24 protein-coding genes and 1 tRNA gene are annotated in these 25,498 nt (G+C 69.2%); 18 read left to right on the top strand and 7 right to left on the bottom strand.

Annotation, left to right across the window (positions count from 1 at the left end; genetic code table 11):
- Window positions 1-11: 11 nt before the first annotated feature.
- A complete protein-coding gene (locus E2C06_RS15880; protein WP_133289593.1) occupies window positions 12-953 on the top strand; it encodes an SMP-30/gluconolactonase/LRE family protein in 942 nt (313 codons plus the stop codon).
- A gap of 145 nt (window positions 954-1,098) precedes the next feature.
- Here E2C06_RS15880 and E2C06_RS15875 read toward each other — a convergent pair whose 3' ends face one another.
- The gene (locus E2C06_RS15875) at window positions 1,099-1,860 is read right to left on the bottom strand and encodes an SDR family NAD(P)-dependent oxidoreductase (RefSeq protein ID WP_165982425.1); all 762 of its coding nucleotides are present in this window, start codon (window positions 1,858-1,860) and stop codon (window positions 1,099-1,101) included.
- Window positions 1,861-1,944: 84 nt separating this feature from the next.
- Window positions 1,945-2,670 carry a hypothetical protein gene (locus tag E2C06_RS15870; RefSeq protein ID WP_133289591.1) on the bottom strand — a complete coding sequence of 242 codons (726 nt, stop codon included), beginning with the start codon at window positions 2,668-2,670 and terminating at the stop codon, window positions 1,945-1,947.
- Window positions 2,671-2,732: 62 nt separating this feature from the next.
- On the opposite strand from E2C06_RS15870, the gene E2C06_RS15865 reads away from it, so the two are divergent.
- Window positions 2,733-3,380 carry a Fe2+-dependent dioxygenase gene (locus E2C06_RS15865; RefSeq protein ID WP_133289590.1) on the top strand — a complete coding sequence of 216 codons (648 nt, stop codon included), beginning with the start codon at window positions 2,733-2,735 and terminating at the stop codon, window positions 3,378-3,380.
- 61 nt (window positions 3,381-3,441) lie between these two features.
- Here E2C06_RS15865 and hpnH read toward each other — a convergent pair whose 3' ends face one another.
- Both hpnH and ispH read right to left on the bottom strand, forming a co-directional pair.
- Window positions 3,442-4,608, bottom strand: coding sequence for an adenosyl-hopene transferase HpnH (hpnH, locus tag E2C06_RS15860; RefSeq protein ID WP_133289589.1), 1,167 nt, complete (start codon window positions 4,606-4,608; stop codon window positions 3,442-3,444).
- A 140-nt stretch (window positions 4,609-4,748) separates the two neighbouring features.
- Entirely contained in the window at window positions 4,749-5,693 is a 945-nt protein-coding gene (gene ispH, locus E2C06_RS15855; RefSeq protein ID WP_133289588.1) for a 4-hydroxy-3-methylbut-2-enyl diphosphate reductase, read from the bottom strand.
- Between the two features lie 210 nt (window positions 5,694-5,903).
- Here ispH and E2C06_RS15850 point away from each other — a divergent pair, with 210 nt between their 5' ends.
- The 5 genes from E2C06_RS15850 to E2C06_RS15830 all read left to right on the top strand — a co-directional run bounded on the left by E2C06_RS15850 (window position 5,904) and on the right by E2C06_RS15830 (window position 12,874).
- Entirely contained in the window at window positions 5,904-6,239 is a 336-nt protein-coding gene (locus E2C06_RS15850; RefSeq protein ID WP_206664555.1) for a copper resistance CopC family protein, read from the top strand.
- Window positions 6,240-6,241: 2 nt separating this feature from the next.
- On the top strand, window positions 6,242-7,903 hold the full coding sequence (locus tag E2C06_RS15845) for a copper resistance D family protein (RefSeq protein ID WP_133289586.1): 1,662 nt from the start codon (window positions 6,242-6,244) through the stop codon (window positions 7,901-7,903).
- Window positions 7,904-8,097: 194 nt separating this feature from the next.
- A complete protein-coding gene (locus E2C06_RS15840) occupies window positions 8,098-10,707 on the top strand; it encodes an MMPL family transporter (RefSeq protein ID WP_133289585.1) in 2,610 nt (869 codons plus the stop codon).
- Between the two features lie 9 nt (window positions 10,708-10,716).
- Window positions 10,717-12,270 carry an apolipoprotein N-acyltransferase gene (gene lnt, locus E2C06_RS15835; protein ID WP_241671305.1) on the top strand — a complete coding sequence of 518 codons (1,554 nt, stop codon included), beginning with the start codon at window positions 10,717-10,719 and terminating at the stop codon, window positions 12,268-12,270.
- Window positions 12,271-12,424: 154 nt separating this feature from the next.
- Window positions 12,425-12,874, top strand: coding sequence for a helix-turn-helix domain-containing protein (locus E2C06_RS15830; RefSeq protein ID WP_133289583.1), 450 nt, complete (start codon window positions 12,425-12,427; stop codon window positions 12,872-12,874).
- 72 nt (window positions 12,875-12,946) lie between these two features.
- On the opposite strand, the gene E2C06_RS15825 is transcribed toward E2C06_RS15830, so the two are convergent.
- Entirely contained in the window at window positions 12,947-13,456 is a 510-nt protein-coding gene (locus E2C06_RS15825) for a DUF2244 domain-containing protein (RefSeq protein ID WP_165982424.1), read from the bottom strand.
- Between the two features lie 126 nt (window positions 13,457-13,582).
- On the opposite strand from E2C06_RS15825, the gene nth reads away from it, so the two are divergent.
- Together nth and E2C06_RS15815 are read left to right on the top strand one after the other, a co-directional pair.
- Window positions 13,583-14,224 carry an endonuclease III gene (nth, locus tag E2C06_RS15820; RefSeq protein ID WP_133289636.1) on the top strand — a complete coding sequence of 214 codons (642 nt, stop codon included), beginning with the start codon at window positions 13,583-13,585 and terminating at the stop codon, window positions 14,222-14,224.
- Between the two features lie 178 nt (window positions 14,225-14,402).
- Window positions 14,403-15,617 (top strand): glycosyltransferase family 1 protein, encoded by a 1,215-nt coding sequence (locus tag E2C06_RS15815; RefSeq protein ID WP_133289581.1) that lies wholly within the window; start codon window positions 14,403-14,405, stop codon window positions 15,615-15,617.
- A gap of 140 nt (window positions 15,618-15,757) precedes the next feature.
- Here E2C06_RS15815 and E2C06_RS15810 read toward each other — a convergent pair whose 3' ends face one another.
- A complete protein-coding gene (locus tag E2C06_RS15810; protein ID WP_165982423.1) occupies window positions 15,758-17,491 on the bottom strand; it encodes a methyltransferase in 1,734 nt (577 codons plus the stop codon).
- On the opposite strand from E2C06_RS15810, the gene E2C06_RS15805 reads away from it, so the two are divergent.
- Window positions 17,375-18,496 carry an NAD(P)-dependent oxidoreductase gene (locus tag E2C06_RS15805; protein WP_133289579.1) on the top strand — a complete coding sequence of 374 codons (1,122 nt, stop codon included), beginning with the start codon at window positions 17,375-17,377 and terminating at the stop codon, window positions 18,494-18,496. The two genes, E2C06_RS15810 and E2C06_RS15805, sit on opposite strands and share 117 nt — an antisense overlap.
- Here E2C06_RS15805 and E2C06_RS15800 read toward each other — a convergent pair.
- Window positions 18,493-19,173, bottom strand: coding sequence for a GntR family transcriptional regulator (locus E2C06_RS15800; RefSeq protein ID WP_133289578.1), 681 nt, complete (start codon window positions 19,171-19,173; stop codon window positions 18,493-18,495). The two genes, E2C06_RS15805 and E2C06_RS15800, sit on opposite strands and share 4 nt — an antisense overlap.
- A gap of 290 nt (window positions 19,174-19,463) precedes the next feature.
- Between E2C06_RS15800 and E2C06_RS15795 the strand changes: the two genes are divergently transcribed.
- The 8 genes from E2C06_RS15795 to E2C06_RS15760 all read left to right on the top strand — a co-directional run bounded on the left by E2C06_RS15795 (window position 19,464) and on the right by E2C06_RS15760 (window position 25,196).
- Complete coding sequence (locus E2C06_RS15795; RefSeq protein ID WP_206664554.1) at window positions 19,464-21,014, top strand: hypothetical protein; 1,551 nt, start codon at window positions 19,464-19,466, stop codon at window positions 21,012-21,014.
- A gap of 48 nt (window positions 21,015-21,062) precedes the next feature.
- A complete protein-coding gene (locus tag E2C06_RS15790; protein WP_133289576.1) occupies window positions 21,063-21,806 on the top strand; it encodes a TenA family transcriptional regulator in 744 nt (247 codons plus the stop codon).
- A gap of 51 nt (window positions 21,807-21,857) precedes the next feature.
- Window positions 21,858-22,184, top strand: a complete 327-nt coding sequence (locus tag E2C06_RS15785) for a 2Fe-2S iron-sulfur cluster-binding protein (RefSeq protein ID WP_133289575.1) — start codon at window positions 21,858-21,860, stop codon at window positions 22,182-22,184.
- A 10-nt stretch (window positions 22,185-22,194) separates the two neighbouring features.
- Entirely contained in the window at window positions 22,195-22,518 is a 324-nt protein-coding gene (locus tag E2C06_RS15780; RefSeq protein ID WP_133289574.1) for a ferredoxin, read from the top strand.
- Complete coding sequence (locus E2C06_RS15775) at window positions 22,515-22,829, top strand: 2Fe-2S iron-sulfur cluster-binding protein (RefSeq protein WP_133289573.1); 315 nt, start codon at window positions 22,515-22,517, stop codon at window positions 22,827-22,829. The genes E2C06_RS15780 and E2C06_RS15775 overlap by 4 nt, the downstream gene beginning before the upstream one ends.
- Window positions 22,826-23,305 carry a GlcG/HbpS family heme-binding protein gene (locus E2C06_RS15770; RefSeq protein ID WP_133289572.1) on the top strand — a complete coding sequence of 160 codons (480 nt, stop codon included), beginning with the start codon at window positions 22,826-22,828 and terminating at the stop codon, window positions 23,303-23,305. The genes E2C06_RS15775 and E2C06_RS15770 overlap by 4 nt, the downstream gene beginning before the upstream one ends.
- A 70-nt stretch (window positions 23,306-23,375) precedes the next feature.
- Window positions 23,376-23,450 (top strand) — tRNA-Gly (locus tag E2C06_RS15765).
- 468 nt (window positions 23,451-23,918) lie between these two features.
- The gene (locus E2C06_RS15760; RefSeq protein ID WP_133289571.1) at window positions 23,919-25,196 is read left to right on the top strand and encodes a hypothetical protein; all 1,278 of its coding nucleotides are present in this window, start codon (window positions 23,919-23,921) and stop codon (window positions 25,194-25,196) included.
- The last annotated feature ends 302 nt before the right edge of the window (window positions 25,197-25,498 follow it).

Genomic DNA, 25,498 nt, shown 5'->3' with positions numbered 1-25,498 from the left:
GAGACAATGCCATGACTTGGCAGCCGAGCGAGCGCTACCCGGACCCGTCGATCGTCGCGCTCGACCCGTCCTTCAAGAAGTATCACCTGGCGCTCTCGGCGGTGGAGAAGCTTTGGACCGGCTCTCGCTGGGGCGAGGGCCCGGTCTGGTTGGGCGATGCGCGTTGCCTGCTCTGGTCCGACATCCCGAACAACCGCGTGCTGAAATGGGACGAGACGACCGGCACGGTATCCGAGTGGCGGAAGCCGTCGAACAACGCGAACGGCCATACGCGCGACCGCCAGGGCCGCATCATCGCCTGCGAACATGCCGGCCGACGCGTCGTGCGCTTCGGATACGACGGCAGCATCACCGTCATCGCCGAAAGCTTCCAGGGCAGGAAGCTGAACAGCCCGAACGACGTGGTGGTGAAGTCCGACGGCAGCATCTGGTTCACCGACCCGCCCTTCGGCACCTATGCCTTCTATGAGGGCAACAAGCTGCAGGCCGAGCTGCCGCACACCAATGTCTACCGCGTCGATGGGCAGAGCCTTGAGATCACGCTGGTCGCCGACGACATCGACCATCCGAACGGCTTGGCCTTCAGCCCGGATGAAAGCCTGCTCTACATCATCGAGAGCCGGTCGGAGCCGCGCAACATCCTGGCCTATGACGTCGTCGGCGGTACCAAGCTGGCGAAGCGCCGGGTCTTCTACGTCTGCAAGCCGGGAGAAACGCCGGACGGCTTCCGCGTCGACATCGACGGCAACCTCTGGTGCGGCTGGGGCATGACGGCGGAGTACGACGGCGTGCGCGTGCTGAACGCCGGCGGCGAGCCGATCGGGCATATTCACTTGCCGGAACGCTGCGCCAATCTCTGCTTCGGCGGCCGCCACCGGAACCGGCTGTTCATGTCGGCGGCGCAATCGCTCTTCTCGCTCTACGTCAACACGCAGGGCGTCGCGGGAGGCTGAGCAAGGTTGGGGAGGGAAAAAGGCATTCCCTCCCCAAGCCCTACCCTTCCCGTTTCTGTGAGTCTGGCACTCGCCGCGCGGCGAGTGCCAGACTCACAGAAATAGATGAGGGGTCTGGGGAGAACACCTTCTCCCCAGCCTTCCTTCACATCTTCTTCCCGGTCGTCCAGCCGCCATCCACCGTCAGGATGCTGCCGGTGACGAAGCCGTTCTCCTCGGCGGCGAGGAACATGATGGCGCGGGCGATCTCGTCCGCCTCCCCCCAGCGTCCCAGCGCGTGGATGCCGCGGACCACCTCGGAATAGACGGGATCCTGGAAATAGCGCTCGGTCATCGCGGTGCGGGTCACGCCCGGCGCCACCGCATTCACCCGGATGCCCTTCTCGCCGAGTTCGAGCGCCATCTCCTTGGTCAGGCCAACGACGCCGTGCTTCGACGCCGTGTAGGCCGCCCGGTTCGGCGCCGCCATCAGGCCGAGCGTGGAGGCGAGATTGACGATCGACCCGGTCTTCCCCGCCGCGACCAGCTTCCGGGCGAAGGCCTGGCTCGGCAGGAAGGTGCCGGTCAGGTTAACGGTGATGATCCGCTGCCATTCCTCGAAGGACAGGTCGAGGACTGGCACGATCTCGCGCATGCCGGCAGAGTTCACCAGCACGTCGAGCCGGCCGAGCGTGGTCTCCGCCGCCTCGACGAAGGCGTTCACCGAGGCGGGCTGGGCGACGTCGATGCGGAAGGCCTGCGCCTCCCCGCCCCGCTGGCGGATCTCGGCCGCCGTGGTCTCGGCGCGCTCGGGGTCGAGGTCGCCAACCGCGACCCGGCCACCTTCCTTCGCCGCGGCGTAGCAGACCTGCTGGCCGATTCCGCTGCCCCCGCCGGTGACGAGCACCGCGCGATCCTGGAACCGCATGTCGTTTTCCTCCCGCATGCGCCGGCGTGGCGCGGCGCCCAGGGGCATTCTGCCGGCTAAGGAAAGCGTGGCAATCGAAAGCCGTCAGCGCCCCGCGTCGCTCGCCGCCAGCAGCGCGTGGGAGACCAGCGCCGAGACCGCACCCATGGCCGGCAGGGCGGCCGGCGGCTGCACCGGCAAAAGGATCGTGAGGCGGCTGAGGTCGCTCACCATCTCCTGCGCCGCCTGACCCGGCAGGGCTCGCAGCAGGCCGAGGGCGCGGCGGGCCAGGGCCTGCGCCTCGGCATAGGCGGCGCGGTCGGTCAGGCGACCGCACTCCTGCGCCGCACCGAAGGCCTCCAGCGCCAGGGCGGTAAGCCCCGCCGCTCGCTCGACCGGCGGGGTGGTGGGGATGGCGGTTTCCACCGCGCGCAGCGCCGCCCCCTTGGCCGCGGCATCGGCGGGTGCCGCGGCCAAGGGGGCGAGCGTCGCCTCCAGCGCTGCATCGGGACCGTCGCCGCGGCGGGCGAGGCGGGCTGGTCCCTCGTCGGTCGCGGCGGCGACCAGGATGTCGGCGCTTTCGGCATCGCCGGCCGCCCGGGCTGCCGCGGCGCCCTCGATCTGCGCTGCCATGCGGTCCAGCAGCAGGGCGCGCGAAGCGGGGGTCGCCGGCCCGCCCTCGCCCGCCTCGCCGCTCTCGCCCGCCTCGCCGAGCGGCGCCGGCGCGGCGGCAACGCAGCCCGGATCGGCGGCCCGCACCGGGTCGGCGGCGCCGGCCAGCAGCACGGAAATCCCGAGGCCAAGCCAGATACGGGGGCGGTAGCAAGTCATGGCATCTCGGTGTTGCGACTGGATTGCAATATTATGGGAAGCGAGGAGGCCGGGGAACGCCGATGCTGCCGATCGGGGGAATTCTGGACACGGCGGCGCTGGTGCGGCTCCGCACGCTGCTGGCGGAGGCGCCCTGGCAGGATGGCCGCGGCACCGCGGGCGCCGCGGCCGCCGCGGTGAAGCGGAACCTGCAGGCCGAGCCCGCCCATGCCGCGACCCGCGCCGCGGCGGCGGAGCTGGAAGCGGCGCTGCGAGCGCATCCCGTCTTCACCTCCGCCGCCCTGCCGCTGCGCATGACCCGGCCGCTGTTCAGCCGCACCCTGCCCGGCGGCGGCTACGGCCGGCATGTCGCCAACGCGCTGATGGGCGAAGGCCCGGGCGCTGTCCGTACCGACCTGGCCTGGACTCTGTTCCTGGGTGGCGAGGTCAACGGCGGCGCGCTGGTGATCGAGAACATCGGCGGCGAGCGGGAGGTGGCGCCCGAGGCAGGGCTGCTCGCGCTCTATCCCGCGTCCAGTCTGCACCGGGTCGCCCCGGTGCTGTCCGGTGAAAGGCTGGTTGCCTTCGGCTGGGTGCAGAGCCGGGTGCGGGACGCGGCGCGGCGGGCGCTGCTCTTCGACCTGCACCTGGCGGAGGCGGGCGTCGAGGATGCCGCCCTCCGCGTCCAGCTCGCCCGCGCCAACCTGTTGCGGATGTGGGCGGAGGGCTGAAGCGGATCGCCGGAGGGCAAAACCGCCTGGAGGCGTCGGGCGCCTTCCCCGGGAGAGGCGCTTATTCGGCGGCGACGGCCGGCGGCGCGGTGCCGCCGTGCTTCGCGCCACGCTTCGGCTCGTGCGCCATCTCGCCCATCGCCTTCTCGACATGGCGGCTGAACACGTATTCCGCCGGGCGTTGGTTGGTCAGGTCGATCTCGGGGGCCATCTCGCCCTCGGTTCGCGGGCCGCGCATCTGAACCGCCAATGCCTTCCAGGGGCGCTTCACGGCATCGACCACGGCGGTCGCCTCGAACCCGCTATGCACCATGCAGTCCGCACATTTCTCGTAGTTCCCGGTGCCGTACTTGTCCCAGTCGGTCTCGTCCATCAGCTCGGCAAATGTTTTGGCATAGCCCTCCCCCAGCAGGTAGCAGGGCCGCTGCCAGCCGAAGATGTTGCGCGTCGGGTTGCCCCAGGGCGTGCAGTGGTAGGTCTGGTTGCCCGCCAGCATGTCGAGGAAGAGCGGGCTGTTGCCCATCTTCCAGCCCTTGCCCTTGCCGCGGGCGAAGATCCCGCGGAACAGCTCCTTGGTCTTGCGGCGATTCAGGAAGTGCTGCTGGTCCGGGGCACGCTCATAGGCATAGCCGGGCGAGACCATGATGGCGTCAACGCCCATCTTGGTGACGCTGTCGAAGAACTTCGCCATGCGCTCGGGCTCGGCATTGTTGAACAGCGTGGCGTTGATCGCCACCCGGAAGCCGCGCGCCTTGGCATCCTTCAGCGCCGCGACGGCACGGTCGTAGACCCCGGTCTGGGACACCGCCCAGTCGTGCTGGTCCTTGTCGCCGTCCAGGTGAATGTCCCAGGTGAAGCGCGGATGCGGCTTGTACTGCTCGATCCGCTTCTCCAGCAGCAGGGCATTGGTGCAGAGGATGATAATCTTGCCGCGCGCCAGGATCTTCTCGACGATCTCCGGCATCTCCTTGTGCAGCAGCGGCTCGCCGCCGGCGATCGCCACCACGGGGGCGCCGCACTGGTCGACCGCGTCCAGGCATTCCTCGACCGAGAGGCGCTTGTTCAGGATGGCGTCGGGATAGTCGATCTTGCCGCAGCCGGCGCAGGCCAGGTTGCAGCGGAACAGCGGCTCCAGCATCAAAACCAGCGGGTAGCGCTTCCGCCCCGCCAGATGCTGTTTCAGGATATAGGCGCCGACCTTGATCTGCTGCCGCAGCGGGATACCCATACGCCGTCCACTCCTCCTCGGGCGGGGTCCCTGGCTGGGAAACGCGCCGGCCCGCGATGATAACCCACGGATGCCATAGCATCCCTGGCAAGAACCACACCCATTCCCGGCGGATCAGACCCGCGCCAGACGGCGGGCGGTCACGACGCCGCGCTCGCCTCGGGCTCCAGCAGCGCGGCCGGTAGCTTGAACTGCACGTCCTCGACGACCCCGCCCATGGTCGAGACCTCGACCAAGCGGAGCTCGGCGATGGCCGCGATCACTTCCTGCACCAGGGCTTCCGGTGCGGAGGCCCCAGCCGTGATTCCCACCGTCTCCGCCCCCCGCAGCCAGTCCGGCTGCAGCGCCGTCGCGTCAGCAATCATGTAGCAGGGCACCCCCTGCTCCGTCCCGATCTCCCGCAACCTGTTGGAATTGGAACTGTTGGCCGCGCCGACAACCAGCAACACGTCCACCTGCCCCGCCAGTTCCCGGACCGCCGACTGGCGGTTCTGCGTGGCGTAACAAATATCCCGCGTATCCGGCCCCTGGATGTCGCTGAAGCGGCGGCGCAGTGCCTCGATCGTCGCACGAGTGTCGTCCACCGACAGCGTGGTCTGGGTCACGTAGGCGACAGGCCGGTCGGGCGGGATCGGCAGGCGGTCGACTGCCTCGGCGCTGGCAACCAGGTGCACCTCCCCGGGAATCTGGCCCAACGTCCCCTCGACCTCCGGGTGCCCGGCGTGGCCGATAAGGATCACGGTGCGCCCAAGCGACAGGTAGCGCCGGCCTTCATTGTGCACCTTGGAGACCAGCGGGCAGGTCGCGTCCAGCACCGGCAGGCGACGGCCTGCGGCATCCTCCTCCACCGCGCGGGAGACACCATGGGCCGAGAAGACCGTGACGGCGCCGGCGGGCACCTCGTCCAGCTCCTTGACGAAGCGGGCACCCTTGGCTTCCAGCGATTCCACCACGCGGCGGTTGTGTACGATCTCGTGCCGGACATAGACCGGCCGGCCATACTTCTCGAGCGCACGCTCGACAATATCCACTGCCCGGACGACCCCGGCGCAGAAACCCCTGGGCTGCGCCAGTATGATTCGCATTCCCCCACGTCCCCCGCTTTTGACGCACACCCCGTCATGCCACACCGCATCGCATCCGGGACCGCCGCATCTTGCGCCATCTGATTTTTGCGGCAGGTTGCGGCGCGCTTGCAACCAGGGAAGGAATGATCCTCCTTCCCGAGGAGAATTGCCCTGTCCTCGCTCCATCTCCTGGTTCGTACTGGCAGCCGGCTGCTGCCCTTCCTGCTGTTGGCCTTCCTGGCCTGGCCGGTGCAGGCCGCCGCACATGCCGTGGTCGTCGCCTCCGACCCCGCCGCCGGCGCCAGCCTGGCTGTCGCGCCGCGGCAGGTGACCGTCCGCTTCAACAGCCGCATCGACCATGGCCGCAGCCGGCTGGTGCTGGTCGGGCCGGATGCGGTGCAGGTGCCCCTGGACCCGGCGCCTGAGGGTGAGCCGACGGTGCTCGAAGCGCCGGTCGCCGCCGCGACCCTGGTCTCCGGCGCCTGGCGACTGCGCTGGCAGGTACTGGCGGTGGATGGCCACATCACCCGCGGCGACATCCCTTTCACCCTGACGGCGCCCTGAGGGTGGAACAACTCCTCGACCTCTATGGCTTCGCCAGCGTGGTGCTGCACGCGGCAGAGCTGGTGGCCCGCACCGCCCTGCTGGGCGGCGTCGTCTTCTGGACCCTGCTTGCCGTTCCGCTCGGCCGCCTGCTGCCGCCTGGGGATGCTGCCCGGCTGCGCTCGATCGGGCGTGCCACCGTGGTCTGGTCGGCGCTGGCGACCCTCGGCGCGACCCTGGGCCTGACCGGGCTCGACCTCGCGGCGCTGTCGGCGACGCTGGATTCCTCCTTCCTCGACCTGTTGGGGGCAGATTTCGTCCGCGCCGCGGCGGTCGCGGCGGCCGCCATCCTGCTGCTGCTGGTGCTCGCCCTGGGGCCGGCCGCACTTGGTCCGGCCCGGCGCTGGGGACTGCTGACGGCCGGGCTGGCGCTGCTGCTGGGGGCGACCGCCGGCAGCCATGCCGTGGCGCGGACCGAAGGGCGGGCCATGCTGCTGGCGGCGACCGGCCTGCACCAGCTCGGCGCCGCCTTTTGGATCGGCGGCTTGCCGGCGCTGCTGGCCAGCCTTCGCCTCAGTCCGGCCTCCGCCCGGCTGGTCGGCCAGCGCTACTCGCACTTCGCCGCCGCCGGCGTCGGGCTGATCCTGCTGGGCATCGCCGGCTACTGGGTCGGCTATATCGGCAGCGTCGAGGCGGTCTACGGCACCGCCTATGGCGCCATGTCGGCGACCAAGGCCGTGATGCTGGCCATGCTGCTGACGCTCGGCGGGTCCAACTGGCTGCTGCTGCACCGGCTGCGCGCGTCGGAGGGCGGGCTGCTGCGGGTCCGCCGCTTCGTCGAGGCGGAGATCATCCTCGGCATTGCCGTGCTCGCAGTCGCCGCCTCCCTCACCTCTGTCCCCCCCGCCGCCGACCTGCCCGACGACCGGGTGACCTGGGGCGAGATCGCCGAGCGCTTCACCCCGGCCTGGCCGCGCTTCGAGAGCCCGAGCCATGCCGACCTGGCCATCCCGGCCCTGCAGTCGCAGCTCGATGCCGAATGGCAGCAGCGCCAGGCGGCCGAGGCGGCCAAGCCGCAGGCCTTCACTCCCGGGGAGGGCCTGCTGCCGCCGCGCAATGCCCAGGACATCGCCTGGTCCGAGTACAACCACCACTGGGCCGGTGTGATGGTGCTGCTGGTCGGCCTCGCCGCCCTGCTGGACGCGACCGGGCGGGTGCGACTGGCACGGCACTGGCCGCTGGTCTTCATCGGCCTCGCCGGCTTCATCTTCCTGCGCTCGGACCCCGAGGCCTGGCCGCTCGGCGAGATTGGCCTGCTCGACAGCCTGCGCGACCCGGAGGTGGTGCAGCACAAGCTGGCCGGGCTGCTGGTGGTGGGCTTCGCCGTCGTCGAGTGGTGGGTGCGGCTCGGCCGCATCACCGGGCGGGCGCGCTTCGTCTTTCCCTCGGCCATGGTGGCCGGCGGCGTGCTGCTGCTGGCGCATACCCATGCCATCTCCAACGTGCGCGACGCCCTGCTGGTCGAGCTGTCGCACCTGCCGCTGGCGGTGCTGGCGGTGGTCGGCGGTGCCGCCCGTTTCACCGAGTTGCGCGGTCCGGCGGAGATGGCGCGCGTCGCGCGCTGGGTCTGGCCGGTCTGCCTGGTGCTGATCGGGCTGCTGCTGATTCTCTATCGTGAGGCGTGAAGGTAAGGCCGAGGGAGAGGGCATTCTCCCCGTTGGACGCATGCGTCCAACCCCCTCATCAATTTTGGGGAGTCTGGCGCCCTCCGCGCGGCACGTGCCTGACTTCCAAAAAGGGAAGGGTGGGGTTCGGGGGGGAATACCTGCTTCCCTCCCCGACCTTCTTCCCTGCCCCCTGAAAGCGTGCCGATTCCCCAATGGCTATTGACACGCCCCTCGCCGCCCGGCTGGCCGCGCGCCTGGTCGGCTGGAGCATCCGCCGCCCGGCGCTGGTGCTGGCCCTGACCCTGCTGGTCGCCGCGCTGTCCTGCTGGGCGGTGGTCACCCGCTTCGCGCTGAACACTGACGTCGTCGCGCTCTTTCCCCCGGACATCCCCTGGCGGCAGACCGAGGTGGCGATGGACCGCGCCTTCCCGCAGCGGGTGGACCTCATCGCCGTGGTGCTGGACGGTGCGACGCCGGATGTGGCGGAACGAGCGGCATCCGCGCTGGCCGGGGCGCTCGAGGCCCGGCCAGCGCTGTTCCGCAGCGTCTCCCGCCCCGACGCCGACCCTTTCTTCCACCGCAACGCGCTGCTCTTCCTGGACCAGGCGGAGGTCCGCGCCACCACCGAGCGGATGATCGCGGCGCAGTCCCTGCTCGGGACCCTCGCCGCCGATCCCAGCCTGCGCGGCGTCGGCCGCGCGCTGGACCTGGTAGCCGAGGGTCTGAAACGCGGCGAGGGCGACCCGCAGGTGCTGGGCCCGGCCCTGGCGGCGCTTGCCGGCAGCGCCGAGGCCGCGGCCGATGGTCGCTTCCTCCCGCTCGACTGGGCACGGCTCTTCACCGGCCAGGCGCCAGACCCGCTGGCGCTGCGCCGCTTCATCCTGGTCAAGCCGGTGCCGGACTACGGCGCACTGGCCCCGGTCTCGGCGGCGGTCGATGCGGTGCGGGCCGAGGCGGCGCGGCTCGGCCTGACGGCGGAGAACGGGGTGCACATCCGGCTGACCGGCGACCTGGTGATGGCGGACGAGGAATTCTCGACCGTCTTCGGCAGTGCGATCGTCGAGAACATCCTGTCCCTGGTGGCGGTCGCCGTGCTGCTCTGGCTCGGCCTGCGCTCCGGCCGACTGATCTTCCCGATCCTCGGCACGCTGGTGCTGGGCCTGCCGATCACCGCCGCCTTCGGCCTGCTGGTGGTCGGGCCCTTCAACCCGCTCTCGATCGCATTCGCCGTGCTCTTCATCGGCTTCGGGGTCGATTTCGGCATCCAGTTCGCCGTGTCGCTCCGCGAGCAGCGCTACCGCCTGGCCGACCAGCCCCTGCCCGCGGCGCTGGTCGAGGCGGCGCATGGCGCGGGGGAAGCGATCGCACTCGCTGCCATGGCGCTCGGCTGCGGCTTTCTCGCCTTCCTGCCGACCGACTACCGCGGCGTCTCGGAACTCGGCCTGATCGCCGCGGCGGGGATGGTGGTGGCGGTGATCCTCAGCCTGACCGCCCTGCCGGCCTGGCTGATGTTCACCCGGCCACGGCCCGAGCGGGAGCCGGTCGGCTATGCCGCGCTTGGCAGGGTCGACCGCTTCCTCGCGCGCAATGCGGCCGCGGCGGCGGCGGCGGCGCTGCTGCTTGCCATCGGCTGCGCCGCGCTGCTCCCCTGGCTGCGCTTCGACACCAACCCGCTGAACCTGCGCAGCCCGAAGACCGAGGCCGTCGCCACCTTCCGCGAACTGATGCGCAGCCCCGACACCACACCGAACACCATCGACGCGTTGGCGGCCGACCTGACCGCCGCCGAGGCGCTGGCGAAGCGGCTCGAAGCGCTGCCGGAGGTTGCCGGCACCATGACCCTGGCGAGCTTTGTCCCGGCGGGGCAGGACGCGAAGCTGGCCCTGATCCAGGACGCTGCCGACCTGCTCGGCCTGACCCTGGAGCCGCCGGAGGTTGCGCCGGCGCCGACCGATGCCGAGGCCAGTGCCGCGCTGGCCAAGGCCGCCGCGGCGCTGCGGGTGGCGGGTGGGGCGGGGGCACCGCGGCTGGCGACGGCGCTGGACCGCGTGGCAGCGGCGCCCGGAGCGGCGCGCGACCATCTGGCCGCGGCGTTGCTGCCCGGGCTGGCCTCGACGCTGGACGCGCTGCGCCAGGCCCTCGCCGCCCGTCCCGTGACGCTGGACAGCCTGCCCGACAGCCTGCGCCGGTCCTGGATCGCGCCGGACGGTCGGGCACGCATCGAAATTCGGCCGCGTGACCTGTCGGACCATTCCGATGCCATGGGCCGCTTCGGCCGGGCGGTTCAAGCGGTGGTGCCGGACGCGACCGGCCCGGCGATCTCGGTGCGGGAAAGCGCCGAAACCATCGAAGCCGCCTTTATCCAGGCCGGAGTGATCGCCACCGGTCTGACTGTGCTGCTGCTGGTGCTGGCTCTGCGGTCCGTCAGGCTGGCGCTATTGGCGCTGGCGCCGTTGACCCTGGCCGGACTGCTGACCATGGCGACCTGCGTCGTCATCGGCCAGCCGCTGAACCTGGCCAATATCATCGCCCTGCCCTTGCTCTTCGCGCAGGGGGTCGCCTTTAAGATCTACTACGTCGTCGCCTGGCAGCATGGCGAGCGGTCGCTGCTCGCATCCTCGCTCACCCGCGCGGTGGTCTACAGCGCGCTGACCAACGGCACGGCCTTCGGGGCGCTGGCGGTTTCCGGCCATCCCGGCACAGCCAGTATGGGGTTGCTGCTCATGTTGAGCCTGCTGTTTGCCCTGACGGCGGTAATGCTGACCCTGCCTGCGCTGCTGCCGCTGTTTGCCGCGGATGCGCGTCGTGGACGGCCGGACTAAAGGATGCGCGTGTTCGATACATTCCTCGCCCGGCTCGGGGCGCTGTCCTGGCAGCGTCAGCTGCTCGCCGCCCTCGGCCTCGGCCTGCTTTCCGCCCTCGCACTGCCGCCGGTGCATGCGGTGCCCGTGCTGCTGCTGGCCATTCCGGGCCTGCTGACCCTGGTTTGCGGACAGCCCAACTGGCGGCGGGCGGCCTGGATCGCCTTTGCCTGGGGCTGGGGCCATGGCGTCGCCGGCATCTGGTGGGTAACCGAGGCCATCCTCAAGGATGTTGAGCATTTCTGGTGGCTGGTGCCGCTGGCGGCACCGGTCCTGGCAGTGGCGCTGGCGGCCTTCATCGTGCTGCCGGTGCTCGTGGCGCGGCTGTTGCCGGCGGGCTGGCCGCGGGTCTTCGCCTTCGCCGGCGCCTGGGTACTGGCTGAGCTAGCGCGCGGCTTCGTCCTCACCGGCTTTCCCTGGAACCTGATCGGCACGGTATGGGCCTTCGCCGCCCTGCCGGCGCAGGGCGCCGCCATAATCGGCGTGCATGGCCTCTCGCTGGCGACGATGCTGCTGGCCGGGGTCCCGCTGCTGCATGGCCGCACCCCTTGGGCGCTCGCCGCGCTGACGCTGGCCGCCTTCGCCGGCTTTGGCGCCTGGCGCCTGTCCCTGCCCGACCCGCCGGACCAGCCGGTGCAACTGGTGCTGGTGCAGGGCAACGTGGCGCAGGAGGTGAAATGGCAGCAGGACCAGCGCATGCCGATCTTCCGGCGCTACCTGGGCCTGACAGAAACGGCGGCGCAGGCAGCCCATCTCGCGGCACCCCATGATCAATTAGTTGTGATATGGCCTGAGACTGCCAGCCCTTTCCTGCTCACCCAGGACCCTGAGGCACGACGCATGGCGGCTGAGGCGCTGCCGGTGGGGGCGCGGCTGCTGGGCGGCACGGTTCGCGCTGAATGGAGCCCCGATGGCCGGCTGCGGCAGGTCTGGAACAGCTTGGCGGTGCTGGACTCCGCGGGCCGGGTGCAGGGGGTGTACGACAAGTCGCACCTGGTGCCATTCGGCGAATACATGCCGCTTGCCGGCCTGATCCCAATCCGCATGGCGGCGGGCGGGATGGACTTCTCGGCCGGTCCCGGGCCGGTGCCGCTGGCACCGCCCGGCATGCCGCCCTTCGGCGCGCTGATCTGCTACGAGGTCATCTTTCCCGCTGCCGTGACACCGAAGCCGCGCCCGGAATGGCTGGTGAACATCACCAATGATGCTTGGTTCGGTGAGACCTCTGGCCCCTGGCAGCACTTGGCGGCGGCGCGGCTGCGCGCCGTGGAGGAAGGCCTGCCGCTGGCGCGGGCGGCGCAGACCGGCATCTCCGCTGTCTTTGATGCGCGTGGCCGGCGCTTGGCTTTCCTGCCGATCGGCGCCACCGGAACGCTGACGCTTCCCCTACCGGGCGCGGTCGCGGCACCGCTCTTCGCTCGGTCCGGCTTGGTGCTGCCGGGCTTTGCCGCGCTGCTTTGCATGCTGCCGGGACTTGTGAAATGGCGTTTGATACGCAGGCGTGTGTTATCACCCCATCGATAAAGCGAAAGCGACACAAAGATCGTTTTTGAGAAATCTCTTGAGTATTGACGCCTTCTTAATCCTCCCGTATGACGGGTGGGCAGACGGTGGCCGACGCGGGTGCGTTGTGCGACCCGCTGTTTCGGACGCGGCCCGCGAGCAGGAAAAACGGTAGATGCCGAGCGACGATATCGTCGAACGTCCCGAGCGTGAGCACCGTCCAAGCCCGATCGACGTCCATGTCGGTGGCCGGGTCAGGCTCCGCCGTACCCTTCTCGGCATGAGCCAGGAGAAGCTCGGCGACGCGCTCGGCCTGACCTTTCAACAGGTCCAGAAGTACGAGCGCGGGGTGAACCGCATTGGCGCCAGTCGGCTCTTCGACCTTTCCCGCGTGCTTGACGTGCCGATCGGGTTCTTCTTCGACGACATGCCCGATGCGCTGGGCGGCAGCCAGCACGCCGCCCGCCGCAGCTACGGACTGGCCGAGCAGCAGGAAGGTTTCGACGACGAGACCCTGCACCGGCGCGAGACGCTGGAACTGGTCCGCGCCTATTACCGCATCAACGATCCCTCGGTCCGGAAGCGGGTGTTCGAGTTGATCAAGAGCCTGACACCAACCGATTGAAGCAGATTGCCGAAGGGCGGGACCGCCCGGTGGCGCTTATCAGCCTTGCCTACGCATGGCGCGCTGGGCTGTTCACCCGTCCCGAAGCTGTGGGTTGTCGAAGACCGGCTCGCGGTAGCGCCGAAGCGCGGTATCCAGCGCTGCCGCAAGATCGCGCTTTTGCTGATCTCCAAGCAGCTTTCCGATCTCCACGTCGCGCTGCCGCTGCCGCAGAAGCAGCAGGCTGACCCGGCCGGGCCGTTCCTCCAGCCTCAGCCGGGTCCAATACGGATCTAGCGCGACCGCTTGCCGTCGGCCATGCGCATCGGTGCGGCAGATGGTCAGGTTGCCCTCGGTCAGCACCAGTACCTCCATGCTGCGCGCCGCCCAGCGCCGGTGCAGCAGCATCAACCCGAGCACCAGCGCCGATTCCAGCCCGGTGAAGCCCAGCACCGGCCATGCGCCGAAAAGGGTGAAGATGCCGCCGATGGTCAGCGAGGCGGTCAGCACCCCGCCGGCGAGAATCGCCATGCCCCGCGGCCCCAGGCTGCGCGCCGGGGTGCAGATGGCCTCGAACAGGATGGGATCCGGCTGGGCTGACATCGTGCACATGACATGGGAAGGGAAGGCGATCCTGTCACCGTCGGAGACAAGCCGATGTCGCGTCAACCCATCCGCCAGGCCAAGCCGCTGCATGGCACCGCGGAGGCGCCGCGCCGCGCACGGCTAATGTCGCGCGACCAAGCGGCCGCCTTCCTGCGCACGCTGGCCACCGCCAATCCCAAACCGGAAACGGAGTTGCTGTACCGGGATCCGTTCTCTCTGCTCGTCGCGGTGGTGCTGTCGGCGCAAACGACGGACGCGGCGGTGAACAAGTGCACGCCGTCGCTCTTCGCCGCGGCGCCGACGCCGGCGGCGATGGCGGCCCTGGGGGCGGAGGGGATCGGGCCGCATATCCGCCGCATCGGCCTGTGGCAGGGCAAGGCGCGCAATGTCGCCGCGCTGGCTTCGCTGCTGGTAGAGCAGCATGGCGGCGAGGTACCGCGCGACCGCGCCGCGCTCGAGGCACTGCCGGGCGTCGGCCGCAAGACCGCCAATGTCGTGCTCAACGTCGCCTTCGGCGAGAACACAATGGCCGTCGACACGCATATCTTCCGCCTTGGCAACCGCACCGGCCTAGCGCCAGGCAAGACGCCGCGGACGGTTGAGGACGGGTTGGTAAAGCGCTGCCCGCCGGAGCTGCTGCGCGACGCGCATCACTGGCTCATCCTGCACGGGCGCTATGTCTGTAAGGCGCGGCTGCCGGCATGCTGGCGCTGCATCGCGGCGACGCACTGCAATTACCGGGACAAGGTCGTGCCGCCGGCTTGAACCGCTGCGGCCGACGCAGGCGTGATAGGAACCGCGTTCGGCCGCTACGCGTTCCGGTTGTACAGCGAACTACTGCCGCCCCGGCGGTCCTGCTTCTTCCGAAGGCCGGTTTGCTGCACCGCCGGCGTGCCCCTTCCGGCGGTCCTTGTTTGATGGTCCGACCACGAAGGGAGTTCGCATGACCGATGCCCTGCCGGGCAGCGTTGCCCAAGCTATGACCCTGTCCCAGCCCGCCCGGCGGCCGATGCTGCTCTGCCTCTCCCATTTGCGATGGAATTTCGTTTTTCAGAGACCGCAGCACCTGCTGACGCGGGCGGCGCGCGACCATGAGGTAATCTTTTTTGAGGAGCCGTTGTTCGAGCCGGGCATCGTGCCGCGGCTGGACCTGAACACGACGCCCGAGGGAGTAACCGTCGCTGTGCCGATGCTGCCAGAGGGGTTGCAGGGCACGGCCATGATGGCGGCGCAGCGCAGCCTGCTGGACGCGTTGCTGGCGCAGGAGGCGGGCCGGCCGCTGATCGCTTGGTTCTACACCCCGATGGCGCTTGAGTTCGCTGCGCACCTGCGGCCCGACCTGACCGTCTATGATTGCATGGACGAGCTTTCGGCCTTCCGTGGCGCGCCGCCGCGCATGCTCGACCTGGAACGCGTGCTGCTTGGCCGTGCCGACCTGGTCTTCACCGGCGGGCGCAGCCTCTATGAAGCCAAGCGCGGTCGGCATCCGCGGGTGCATTGCTTCCCGTCCTCGATCGACGCAGCGCATTTCGCCGCGGCGCGGGTCACGCAGCCGGACCCGGCCGACCAGGCCGCACTGTCGCGCCCGCGCATCGGCTTCTTCGGCGTGGTGGACGAGCGGATGGACCTGGAACTGGTCAACGCGTTGGGTGCCGCGAGGCCGGACTGGACCTTTGCGATGATTGGGCCGGTGGTAAAGATCGACCCCGGCAACCTGCCGCGCTTGCCCAACATTCATTGGTTGGGTGGCAAGGGCTACCCGGAGCTGCCGCGCTACCTGGGCGGCTGGGATGCTGGTTTCATGCCATTCGCCCTCAACGAGAGCACCCGCTTCATCAGCCCGACCAAAACGCCCGAATTTCTGGCGGCCGGCCTCCCTGTCGTGTCCACGCCGATCACCGACGTCGTGCGGGACTGGGGGCCGAAGGAGGATGGGGGCTCGGGCTTGGTCGAGATCGCGGCCGACCCAACGACCTTCGCTGCAGCGCTGCAGGTGGTGCTGGACCGGCCGCGCGGGCCTTGGCTGAAGCAGGTGGACCGCCGATTGGCGCAGCTGTCCTGGGACCGCACCTGGGCGGAGATGCGCGGGTTGATGGCGGCACGGCGGACTGCCGTGCGAGTCCCGGTGCGGGAGGAGGCGGCGGCACTGAGCGCCTGAGCGGAACGAGGGCAGGGGGGAGAGATCCTTCCTGGACCTTCTGCATTTTCTTGGTCCGGCAGCCGCAGCGTGGCGAAAGCAAGCCGCCGAAAAGCAAGGGTGGAGCTTGGAGAGATCTTAGCTTTCCTTCCCCGATTTGGTCACACCGCCCCGCTCCATTCCGGTAACTGAGTTTCCTGCCGAAGCCTGAGGCGGCGGAAGTCGAGTGCAGCAAAAAGCTCGTCCAGTGTCGGCTCACGGTCCTGTGCCAAGGGCAGGGTGGTCTGCGCTTCCTCGGTGAAGCGGGCGCGAAGCGCCGGGTCGGCGCGCCGATAGGCGTCTTCCCACCAAGCAAGGATGCGCGGCTTGGCATCTGCCAGCGCCATGGCGCCGACGATCAGCCCGCTCTTCCGCTGGTTCGCCGCGCGTGACGCGGGCAGCAGGTTCCACAAATCGTTGCACGCCCATGCGGACCAGGGCAGGCAGTGGTCGATCTCCACGCCACGCGAGCGCAGCGGCTCGCCGGTCCAGACGCAGGCGACAGCCTCGCCGCGCACGACGCGACCGTCCACAAGGTCGCGCACCAGTGCGGTGTCGCGCAACGGCTCCAGCCAGGTCAGCGCACGCATCACCGCGTCTGCCGGGATGTCGCGGCCGACCCGGGCGCCATAGGCCTGGGTGAGCCGCACCCATTCGGCCAGCAGCATCGGCTCGATCCAGGCGGCCATGCGGCGCAGCGCCTGCCAGACGGGCAGCGGCACGCCGGTCGTGCCGTAGCCCCAAAGCAGTTCCGCGCCCAGTACGATCGGGTCCGTCGCGCGTGGCGGGCGGCGCGGCGTGGTGGGGAAGACCGGCGTGTTGTCGGCGAAGGTCAGGTGGGTGGCGGGCATCGTGGCGATCAGCCGGGCCGCATCCGCCAGCGCCCGGTGCAGCGCAGCGGCGAGGTCTCCGGCGAAGCGCGCCCCCGGCCGAAGGTCGTAGGGCGCGAGCGGCGCCAGGGCGCGGAAGGCCGGGGTGACGAAGCCCATCGCCTCGCCCGGCCGCTGCGGCAGGCGGCGTTCGACCAGCGGCTTGAACATGCGGATCCAGTAGAGCGCGACCAAGCCGAGCGGCAGCTCCACATGCTCGCCGGCCTCTCGCGCGATATTGGGCGAGCTGTCGGCGATGCGGGCGATGCAGCGCAGCAGGGCGAGCTTGTAGGTGGCGGCCTTCTCCTGCCGCAGGATCACTCCGCGCAGCAGCGGCAGCGCCCCGGCGCCGTCATCCGGCAGGTCGAGGATGACGGTTCGCCAGCGGATGTCGCGGCGGCCATGCCGGTCCTCGACGTGCTCGGTCGCCACCCTCAGCGCCAGGCCATGATCGAGGCCGAGCCGCTCCACCTCGTTCGCGTCGACCGGCCACATCGGCCGGTCCTCCGGCGCCGGGCCGTGGCGCAGGGTCAGCACCAGCCGCCCGCCCGGCCTAAGCAGGGTCGCCAACTTGCGCATGGCGCGCGGGCGGTCCTCCGGCGGGATGTGCATCCAGACGCCACTGAGCCAAGCTAGGTCGAAGCCAAGGCCGAGCCGGTGGACCGCGGCGAGCGCGGGTAGCCGGTCGTCCAGCCAGCGGATCTGGGACGAAGGGTGCCGGCGCGCCGCCTCCTGCCGCATCGCTGCGGCGGGCTCGACCGCCACGATCTCCCAGCCCTTCGCCGCGAACCAGCCAGCGTCGCGCCCGCTGCCGGCCCCTATGTCCAGCATGAGGCCGGGCTTCGGCGGTAGGAAGGGCAGGGCGCCGGCATGGATCTGCTCGAAGCCGAAGGCTTCGTAGGCCTCGGCGAATTCGCGGAAGCCGCGGTGGTAGGGGGTGACGGTGTCCCAACCTCGTGGGGACGGCTTCGGGCGATCCTCGCTCACGTGGAGAAGCATAGGGCTGCCGCGGCCTGTGCCGGAAGAGGGTGCCGGGTCTTGCACGCCGCACGGCACGATGCCCTCATTGCCCGCAAGGAAGGGTCTCGCAGGGACCCGCGGGGAGAACGCCAGATGCGGATCGGATTCGTCGGATTGGGCAACATGGGCGGCCCGATGTGCCGCAACATGATGAAGGGCGTGAACCACGAGGTCGTGGTGCACGATTTGAACCCCGAGGCGGTGCGCGCCTGCACCGAGGCCGGCGCGACCGCCGCCGAAAGCCTGGCGGCCCTGGCCGCAAGCTGCGACCTCATCTTCACTTCGCTACCGACGCCGAAGGCGGTCGAGGCGGTGGTGGACGGTATCGCGCCGAACATCCGTCCAGGCACGGCGATGTTCGACCTGAGCACGAATGCGCCGGCGGTGGTGAAGCGCCTGCACGCGATCCTGGCGGAGAAGGGCGTCGCGCTGCTCGATGCGCCCGTCACCGGCGGCGTGGTGCGGGCGACCGACGGCACGCTGGTCGTCATGGTCGGCGGCGAGGAAGCGGTATTCGAGCAGCATCGCTCCATCCTAGCAGCCTTCAGCGGGCAGCTGGTGCATGTCGGTCCGGTCGGCAGCGCCTCGGTAGCGAAGCTGATCAACAACATGCTGCTACTGTGCAATTCTGCAGCGGCCGCCGAGGGGTTGATGATCGGCGCCAAGGCCGGCATCGACATGGGCAAGCTCACTGCCATCATCCAGAACGGCTCGGGCGACAGCGCCGGCATGCGCGGGCTGGCGGCACGGGCGCTGAAGGGCGAGTTCAAGGCGAGCTTCGCGCTCGACCTGGCCTACAAGGATCTTGGCTTGGCGGTGGACCTCGAGGCCGAGTACGGCGTGCCCGGCCTGCTGGCACCGCAGGCCCTGGCGCTGCTGCGCATGGCGCGCGGGATGGGCTTCGGCCAGCTCGACACCACGGCGATGCTGAAGGTCTACGAGTCCATCCTGGGCTGCGAGGCGCGGCTCTAGCGTCTCGGTGTCCGCGCCGCCCTGCGGACGTGCCGGGCGGCGAGCAGCGCCGCCAGCTCCTCGTCGCCCTCGGCGACCGCGTTCAGGATCAAGGCGTGTTCCTGCCAGTCCTGCGCCGCGCGTTCGATGGAGTTGCGGCGGAAGACCATTTCGGTCCGCTCGCGCAGCGGCCGCATCAGTTCCTGCAGCACGCGGTTGGCACCGGCTTCGGCGAGCAGGACATGGAACTCGGCGTTCAGCGCCGTCACTTCCTCGGCCGGGCTGGTGGTGGAGAGCGCCGCACCGCGAGCCAGCAATGCTTCGATCCGCGGCACCTTGGACGGTGCGCGGTTGCGGGCGGCAAGGCGGGCGTTCAATCCCTCCAGCACTGCCCGCACCTCAATCAGCTCTTCCGCCACATCGGTCGAAAGCATCGCCACCTGGGCGCCGCGGCCACCCGGGGCATCGGCCGCCGGGACCGCCAGGCCTTCGACCACCAGCTGCTTGATGGCCTCGCGGATCGGCACCCGGGACATGCCGAGCTCGCCCGAGAGGCGTTCCTCCACCAGCCTGTCGCCGGGTGCCAGGCGGCCGGCGAGGATTGCCTCGCGCAGCGTCCGCAGCGCTTGCTGGCTGAGCGGCAGGCGCGGCGTGCCGGCCTCCGCATCTGGGCGGGGCAAGGGAAAGGAGCGGCTCATTCTGGTCCGGTCATGGTCGCAGGAATATCGGCATATCCGCAAGTCTCTGTATACGGTAAATGCAAGCACAAACCACACATTGTCATATTGCAACGCAAACGACAGCTATTTCGCCCAAAATTTAGGCTATTTGACGCAAAATGCATGCTGGATTTGCGGAGATCGCCGGCTGAGCCCCGTGAGATTTCATTGACAGCTTCACTCTCCGTATACAAACATCCGTCATCCATCGCCGAGATGGATCGCCAGGGCGGCCGCGTCGGCCACCACAATGACGGGATGGATTGTGCATGGATGTCCAGCTCGATGCGGTGCACAGCGTCTACTTGCTCGGCGTCGCGGCCATCGTCCTGTCCATGGTGCTGCGGGCCAATGTCGTCGTTCCTGCGATCATCGCCACCTTCGCCGTCGCCGCGACCTTCTCCGGCAGTCTGATCGGCGCCACCATCTCGATCTTCAACGGCTCCCTCGTCGCGGCGAAGGAGCTGTTCAGCATCTTCCTGGTCATCGCGCTGATGACCTCCCTGCTGAACGCGTTGCGGGCGCTGGGCGCCGACCAGCAGATGGTGCAGCCCTTCCGCAGGGTCATGACCAACGGCCATGTCGCCTTCGTGGTGGTCGCGGTCGAGACCTATGTCATCTCGCTGTTCTTCTGGCCAACGCCGGCGGTGCCGCTGGTGGCCGCCACGCTGCTGCCCGCCGCGCTGGTTGCCGGCCTGCCGCCGATCGGCGCGGTGATCGCCATCGCCGTCGCCGGGCAGGGGATGGCGCTGTCCTCCGACTATGTGATCCGCGTGGCGCCCGGCATCAGCGCCCGTGCCGCCGGCCTGCCGGATGCCGCGGCGATCATTGCCGACAAGGCGCTGGTGCTCTCGCTGATCACCGGTGCCGCCGCGCTGCTGCTCGGCTATCTCGCGGTCCGCAAGCAGATCCAGGCGCCGAGCCAGCTGCACCTCGACCGCTGGCAGGCCGGTGCCTCCATGGCGAACAGCCTGGCCGAGCAGCGCGAGCAGGTCGCGCCCAATATCGGCTCCTTCGACAAGTCGGTGCTGGCGCTGCAGGCGGCCGAGGGCGTCGAGCCGGGGCCGGCCGCGGCGCTGGCCGGCGGCGGGACGCTGGCCGTGGCGCCGGCCGCGCGCTGGTGCAAACTGCTGTCGGTTGCCACGCCGGTGGTGTTCGGCTGCCTCATCCTCTTCATGCTGGCGCCCAAATTCTTCCCCGACCTGCCAGACCTGAAGGGCGGCGACGCCGCGGCGCTGGTCGGCGGCACGGCGGCGCTGATGATGCTGGTGGCGACCTTCGCGGCCGACGGCGCGAAGGCGATGCACACCGCGGCCGACCACATCATCGACGGCCTCGTCTTCTCCTTCCGCGCCATGGGAACGGTACTGCCGATCGCCGGCTTCTTCTTCCTCGGCGCCGCCGAGACCTCGGGTGCCATCCTCGGCCTGCCCGCCGGCACCCAGGGGCCCGGCCTGCTCTTCGAGGTGATCCATTCGGTCGAGCACCTGATCCCGCACAGCCCGACCGTCGTCGCCTTCGCCGTGCTGCTCGTCGGCATGGTCACCGGCATCGACGGCTCGGGCTTCGCCGGGCTGCCGCTGACCGGGGCGCTGTCCGGCGCGCTGGGGCCGGTCGCCCAGATCGACCCGACGACGCTCGCCGCCGTCGGCCAGATGGGGGCCGTTTGGACCGGCGGCGGCACCCTGATCGCCTGGTCCTCCCTCATCGCCGTCGTCGGCTTCTGCCGGGTGCCGGTGCTGGAGGCGGTCCGCGTGCTGTTCCTGCCGGTCTGCGCGGGCCTGATCCTGTCCACCCTTGCTGCCGTGGTGCTCTGGTGAGTCCCGCGCCGGCTGCCGTGCCTGTCCTGATTTGAAGGGAACGCCGTCATGCCCGAACTGATGAACCACGACGAATTCCGCACCGCGCTCGAGAACGCCATCAAGGGCAAGAGCGCCAACAAGTCGCCCTTCAGCGTTGCCTGGGCCACCGGCAAGCTGTCCCGCGCGCACCTGGCGCGCTGGGCGGAGAACCACTTCCACTATGTCGGCCCCTTCGCCGACTACCTCGGCTACGTCTATGCCCGCATGCCGGCGAAGTACGTGGAGGCGAAGGACTTCCTGCTGGCCAACATGTACGAGGAGGAGATCGGCGGCGACCGCCATACCGACCTGCTGATCCGCTTCGCCGAGAGCTGCGGCACGACGCGGGAGCGGGTGATGGACGAGGACAACATGTCCCCGACCACCCGCGCGCTGCAGTCCTGGTGCTACGCCGTGGCGATGCGCGAGGACCCGATCGTCGCCGTGGCCGGCCTGGTGGTGGGCCTCGAGAGCCAGGTGCCGAGCATCTACCGCCGGCAGACCCCGACCCTGCGGGAGAAGTACGGCTTCTCGGATGAGGAGGTGGAGTTCTTCGACCTTCACATCGTCTCCGACGAGATCCATGGCGAGCGCGGCTACCAGATCGTGCTGGAGCACGCCAACACGGTGGAGCTGCAGCAGCGCTGCCTGAAGATCTGCGAGATCGGCGCGGAGATGCGGCTGCTGTATACTACTGCGCTCTACCGCGACTATGTCGAGCAGGAGCTGCCGCTCTCGGCACTCGGCCTCGACCTGCCGCTCGCCGCCTGAGGCTGCACCGCGCGGGGCATTCCGGCGCCCCGCGCCTTTTACGGGTACCCAATGCCGATCGTGACATTCCGCAAGGGCGAGGAAAGCTTCGCCGAAGAGATGGCGGACAACACCAACCTCGTGGTCCGTGCGGGCATCAAGAAGTTTCCCTGGCCACACCTGCGTTATGGCTGCGGCATGGGCAAGTGCGGCAAGTGCACCTGCCGCATCCTGGCCGGGGCCGAGGCGCTGCCGGAGCCCAACTGGAAGGAGCAGAAGGTGCTGGGGGAGGAACGGCTCGGGCAGGGCCTCCGCCTCGCCTGCCAACTCTGGCTGCAGCATGACATCACGCTCACCCAGGATGGCGTCGCGCTGCCCGGCGCCGCCCCGAAGCCGTGAAGGCATCCCGATGTATGTCATCCTGACCAGCAAGCCAGGCCAGTTCCGCACCGAGCTCGTCGAGGGCGTGCGGGCGGTCGAGGCCTATGACTACCTGTTCGGCGGCACGGCCAAGGCGCGCTTCGTCATCGCCGAGCTGGAGCGGGCGACGAAGATCCGTGTCATCGACGAGGTCGAGCCGCCGGTGCTGAACCTGGTTCCGACCAAGTTCCTGCCGAGCTACGAGACGATCGAGGCGGCGCGGCAGGAACTGGACCACCTAACCGCCTTCGGCAGCGTGCGCGCGGCGCTGCGGCAGGTGCCCGTCCCTGGGCCGGTCCCGGCGAACGCATGATCACTGTCACGTTCGTCACGAACGACAACAAGGCCGCACAGGCGCCGGAGAACAGCAACCTGCTGCGCGTGTCGCTGCGCGAGAAGGGCGGCATCCCCTTCAAGTGCGGCGGCGGGCTCTGCGGCACCTGCAAGTGCCGGATCGAGCAGGGGATCGAGAACACCGACGCGGTGAAGCCGAGGGAGCGCAAGCACCTGACGGAGGAGCAGTTCGCGGAAGGCTGGCGGATGGCCTGCCAAACCTTCGTGAACGGCGACGTCAGCGTGTCCTGGCCACCACCGCCACCGAAGCCCGGGAGCACGCCCGCATGAAGACTGCGTTGAAGCTGGAACTGGCCGAGGCCCAAGCGATGGTCGCGGCGGCCCTGGCCAAGGCCGCGGCGATCGGCGTGCTGCAGACGGTCTGCATCTGCGACGAAGGGGGCTTCCCGCTGGCGCTCGAGCGGATGGACGGGGCCCGGGTGACCGGGCCGCAGATCGCCTGGAACAAGGCCTTCACGGCGGCCGGGCACAAGCGGTCCACCCATCTGTTCAACACCCCGCCCAATGGGCCGGCGCTGCCGGGCAACGAGGCCTTCGGGATCCAATGGAGCTTCGAGGGACGCTTCGCGGTCTTCGTCGGCGGCTTCCCGATCGTGGTGGACGGCGCGGTTGTGGGCGGCATCGGTCTGTCCGGCGGGAATGGGGAGCAGGACATCGTCTGCGGTCTGGCGGGGCTGGCGGCGCTGCGGGACCTGTTGTCGCCGTGCGGGCACCAAGTGGTGGTTGAGGCGGACATCAAGCGGTAGCGGTGTTTTTGTGGGACGGGGCGCTTGCATTGCCGGCCCCGTCTGTTAGAACCCGCCCCCACGACGGAATGCGGGCGTAGCTCAGGGGTAGAGCACAACCTTGCCAAGGTTGGGGTCGAGGGTTCGAATCCCTTCGCCCGCTCCAGTCGGTTTCCTTACAACCTGTCTCTCCCAACCAGGGCACCGCGCTAAGGCGCAGGTTTTCGGCCGGTTTCAGCCTCTGCCTTGATGGTGCTGCTCCGGAACGAGGGCGGATTTTCTCTCCGAAATGCCGGAGGGTCTCCGGACCTTGAGGGTTGGCCGACTTAACCCTCAAGCTTTATCTGCTTGAAAACACACGATCTTCGGACGGAGCATCGGTCCCATATTCAGCGTTTTGACTGCCTACCGGTCAACGCGAAGGATGAGATCAGCTTTCGCCCCCAAGCCCTTGCCCCTCGCGGAACTCCGATAGACCGTCCTGGTCCATTCCCGATCGGAGGCAGCCGCCCTGCCCACGCCGTATGACATTTCTGGACTGATCGCCTGGATCAAGCGGGAGGAATGGCGCGGCGCCTTTGCCGAGTTCCTCGACCGCCACACTGCCAGGGCCTGCGCAGCTGCAGGTATCAAGGTGCAGGAGATCGCGGATGTCCTCGGCATCGATGCCGCCACGGTCGTCTGGGGCGCGGCCTTCGAGGATCTGGTCGCTACCGATCAACCTGACGGGCGCAATCTCGCGGACGACTATCTCCGCCGGCGCGGCTGGAAAGAGGGCGCGTCCACACGCGAGTACATTGCGGGCCTGCACCGGTCGACGATCAGCCTTTATGAGGTGAGCGGGCTCGTGCCGGGCGAATCGATGCAGCTGCGCGACCTGATCCGCGGCGGCGATCCAGTGCGCGTGTCGGAGAAGCTGGGCTCCCAAGGGCTGCGACAATGGGACCGCGTTGCCACGCGGGTGATTTCGCTCCGCGAGGGAGCCGTGATCAGTGGCACGCTGATGCCCTTCGACGAGGACACCGGCGAGGCGCTGCTTGCCTCGCTCCGGAGGGCCGGGACGAAGGCGCCCCGCGAAGTCGCCAAGGTGGCGCAGGAGTTCGGTATCGAGACGGACACGACGACTCTGGCCGGCATGATGACACCGGATCTGCTGCTCGCCGGTGCCGGCTTCATGGTCACGAATTTCTGGCTCGATGCAGCGCTCCAGGCGGCACAGGGTCGGAGTCGGCCGGATCTGGTCAACAGCGAGGGTGACCCACTCGACTTCACCACAGTGCACTTCCCCTTGCTGGGGGGCGTCAAGCCCGAGCAGATCCGCACGGCGCTGGCCGCCATCCCAACACTCCGCCAGGAAGACCCGGGCTTCTGGAACTGGTTGGACGTGCCCGGAGCGGGGCCGCAGATCCCGCCGCGTCGGGGAAAGGCCCAGACCTTCTTCAGCAAGATGGAGGACGGGTCCTTGGTGCTCGGCACGCTGGTACTGAAAGGGCGTCGCCTGTCACTGGAGGTGAACTCCACCGCGCGGGCGGAGCGAGGCCAGGCGCTGCTCGGGCCCGTGCTGGCCGGCTTGGTTGGTCCGCCCCTCATCGAACGGACCGACCTTGAGCAGATGCTGGCAACCGAGCGGCCGCCTCCGGAGCCGAGCGGCCTTTCGCCAGAAGATGAGCGCGCACTGATCTGCCAGACACTGGAGGATCACTACCGGCACATTCTCGACCAGCCGATCCCTTCTCTCGGCGGCAAGTCGCCCCGCGCGGCAGCAAAGACACCGAAGGGGCGTGAGAAGGTCGTGGCCTGGCTCAAGACGCTGGAGAACCACTCGGCCAAGCGGCCCGCTGGGCACTCCATCGGCGAGTACGATTTCGGCTGGATGTGGCAGGAGCTCGGGGTCACGGTCTTTCGACGATGAGGCTGTTCCAGTCGGCTGATTGCGCAAAATCCTCCGCAGCGGTGACGCGCGCTGAAAGGCGCAGGTTGGCCGGGGTTGGCGTGCGAGGCTTGAGGGTTCCCCGACGAAATGAACAACTGAAACCCTTTCCGTCTCTTCTTGAGGGTTGGGCGATCTCGCCAACAAGGCCCAACCGCTTGACCTTGTACTAACCTCGTGGCGAGCCTGGCTGCGAACGCGTCTTCCGTCAGGGCCCGCGCCAAGGCGTCACAGATTTGTTTGAAGCAAGTGCCTTGGCTCCACGCCAAACATGCGGTCGCATC

It is taken from the genome of Dankookia rubra (genome assembly GCF_004355005.1).
Classification (GTDB): Bacteria; Pseudomonadota; Alphaproteobacteria; order Acetobacterales; family Acetobacteraceae; genus Paracraurococcus; species Paracraurococcus ruber_A.
The sequence above is the reverse complement of the archived record's forward strand: the minus strand, read 5'-3'. Positions and strand labels throughout refer to the sequence as shown.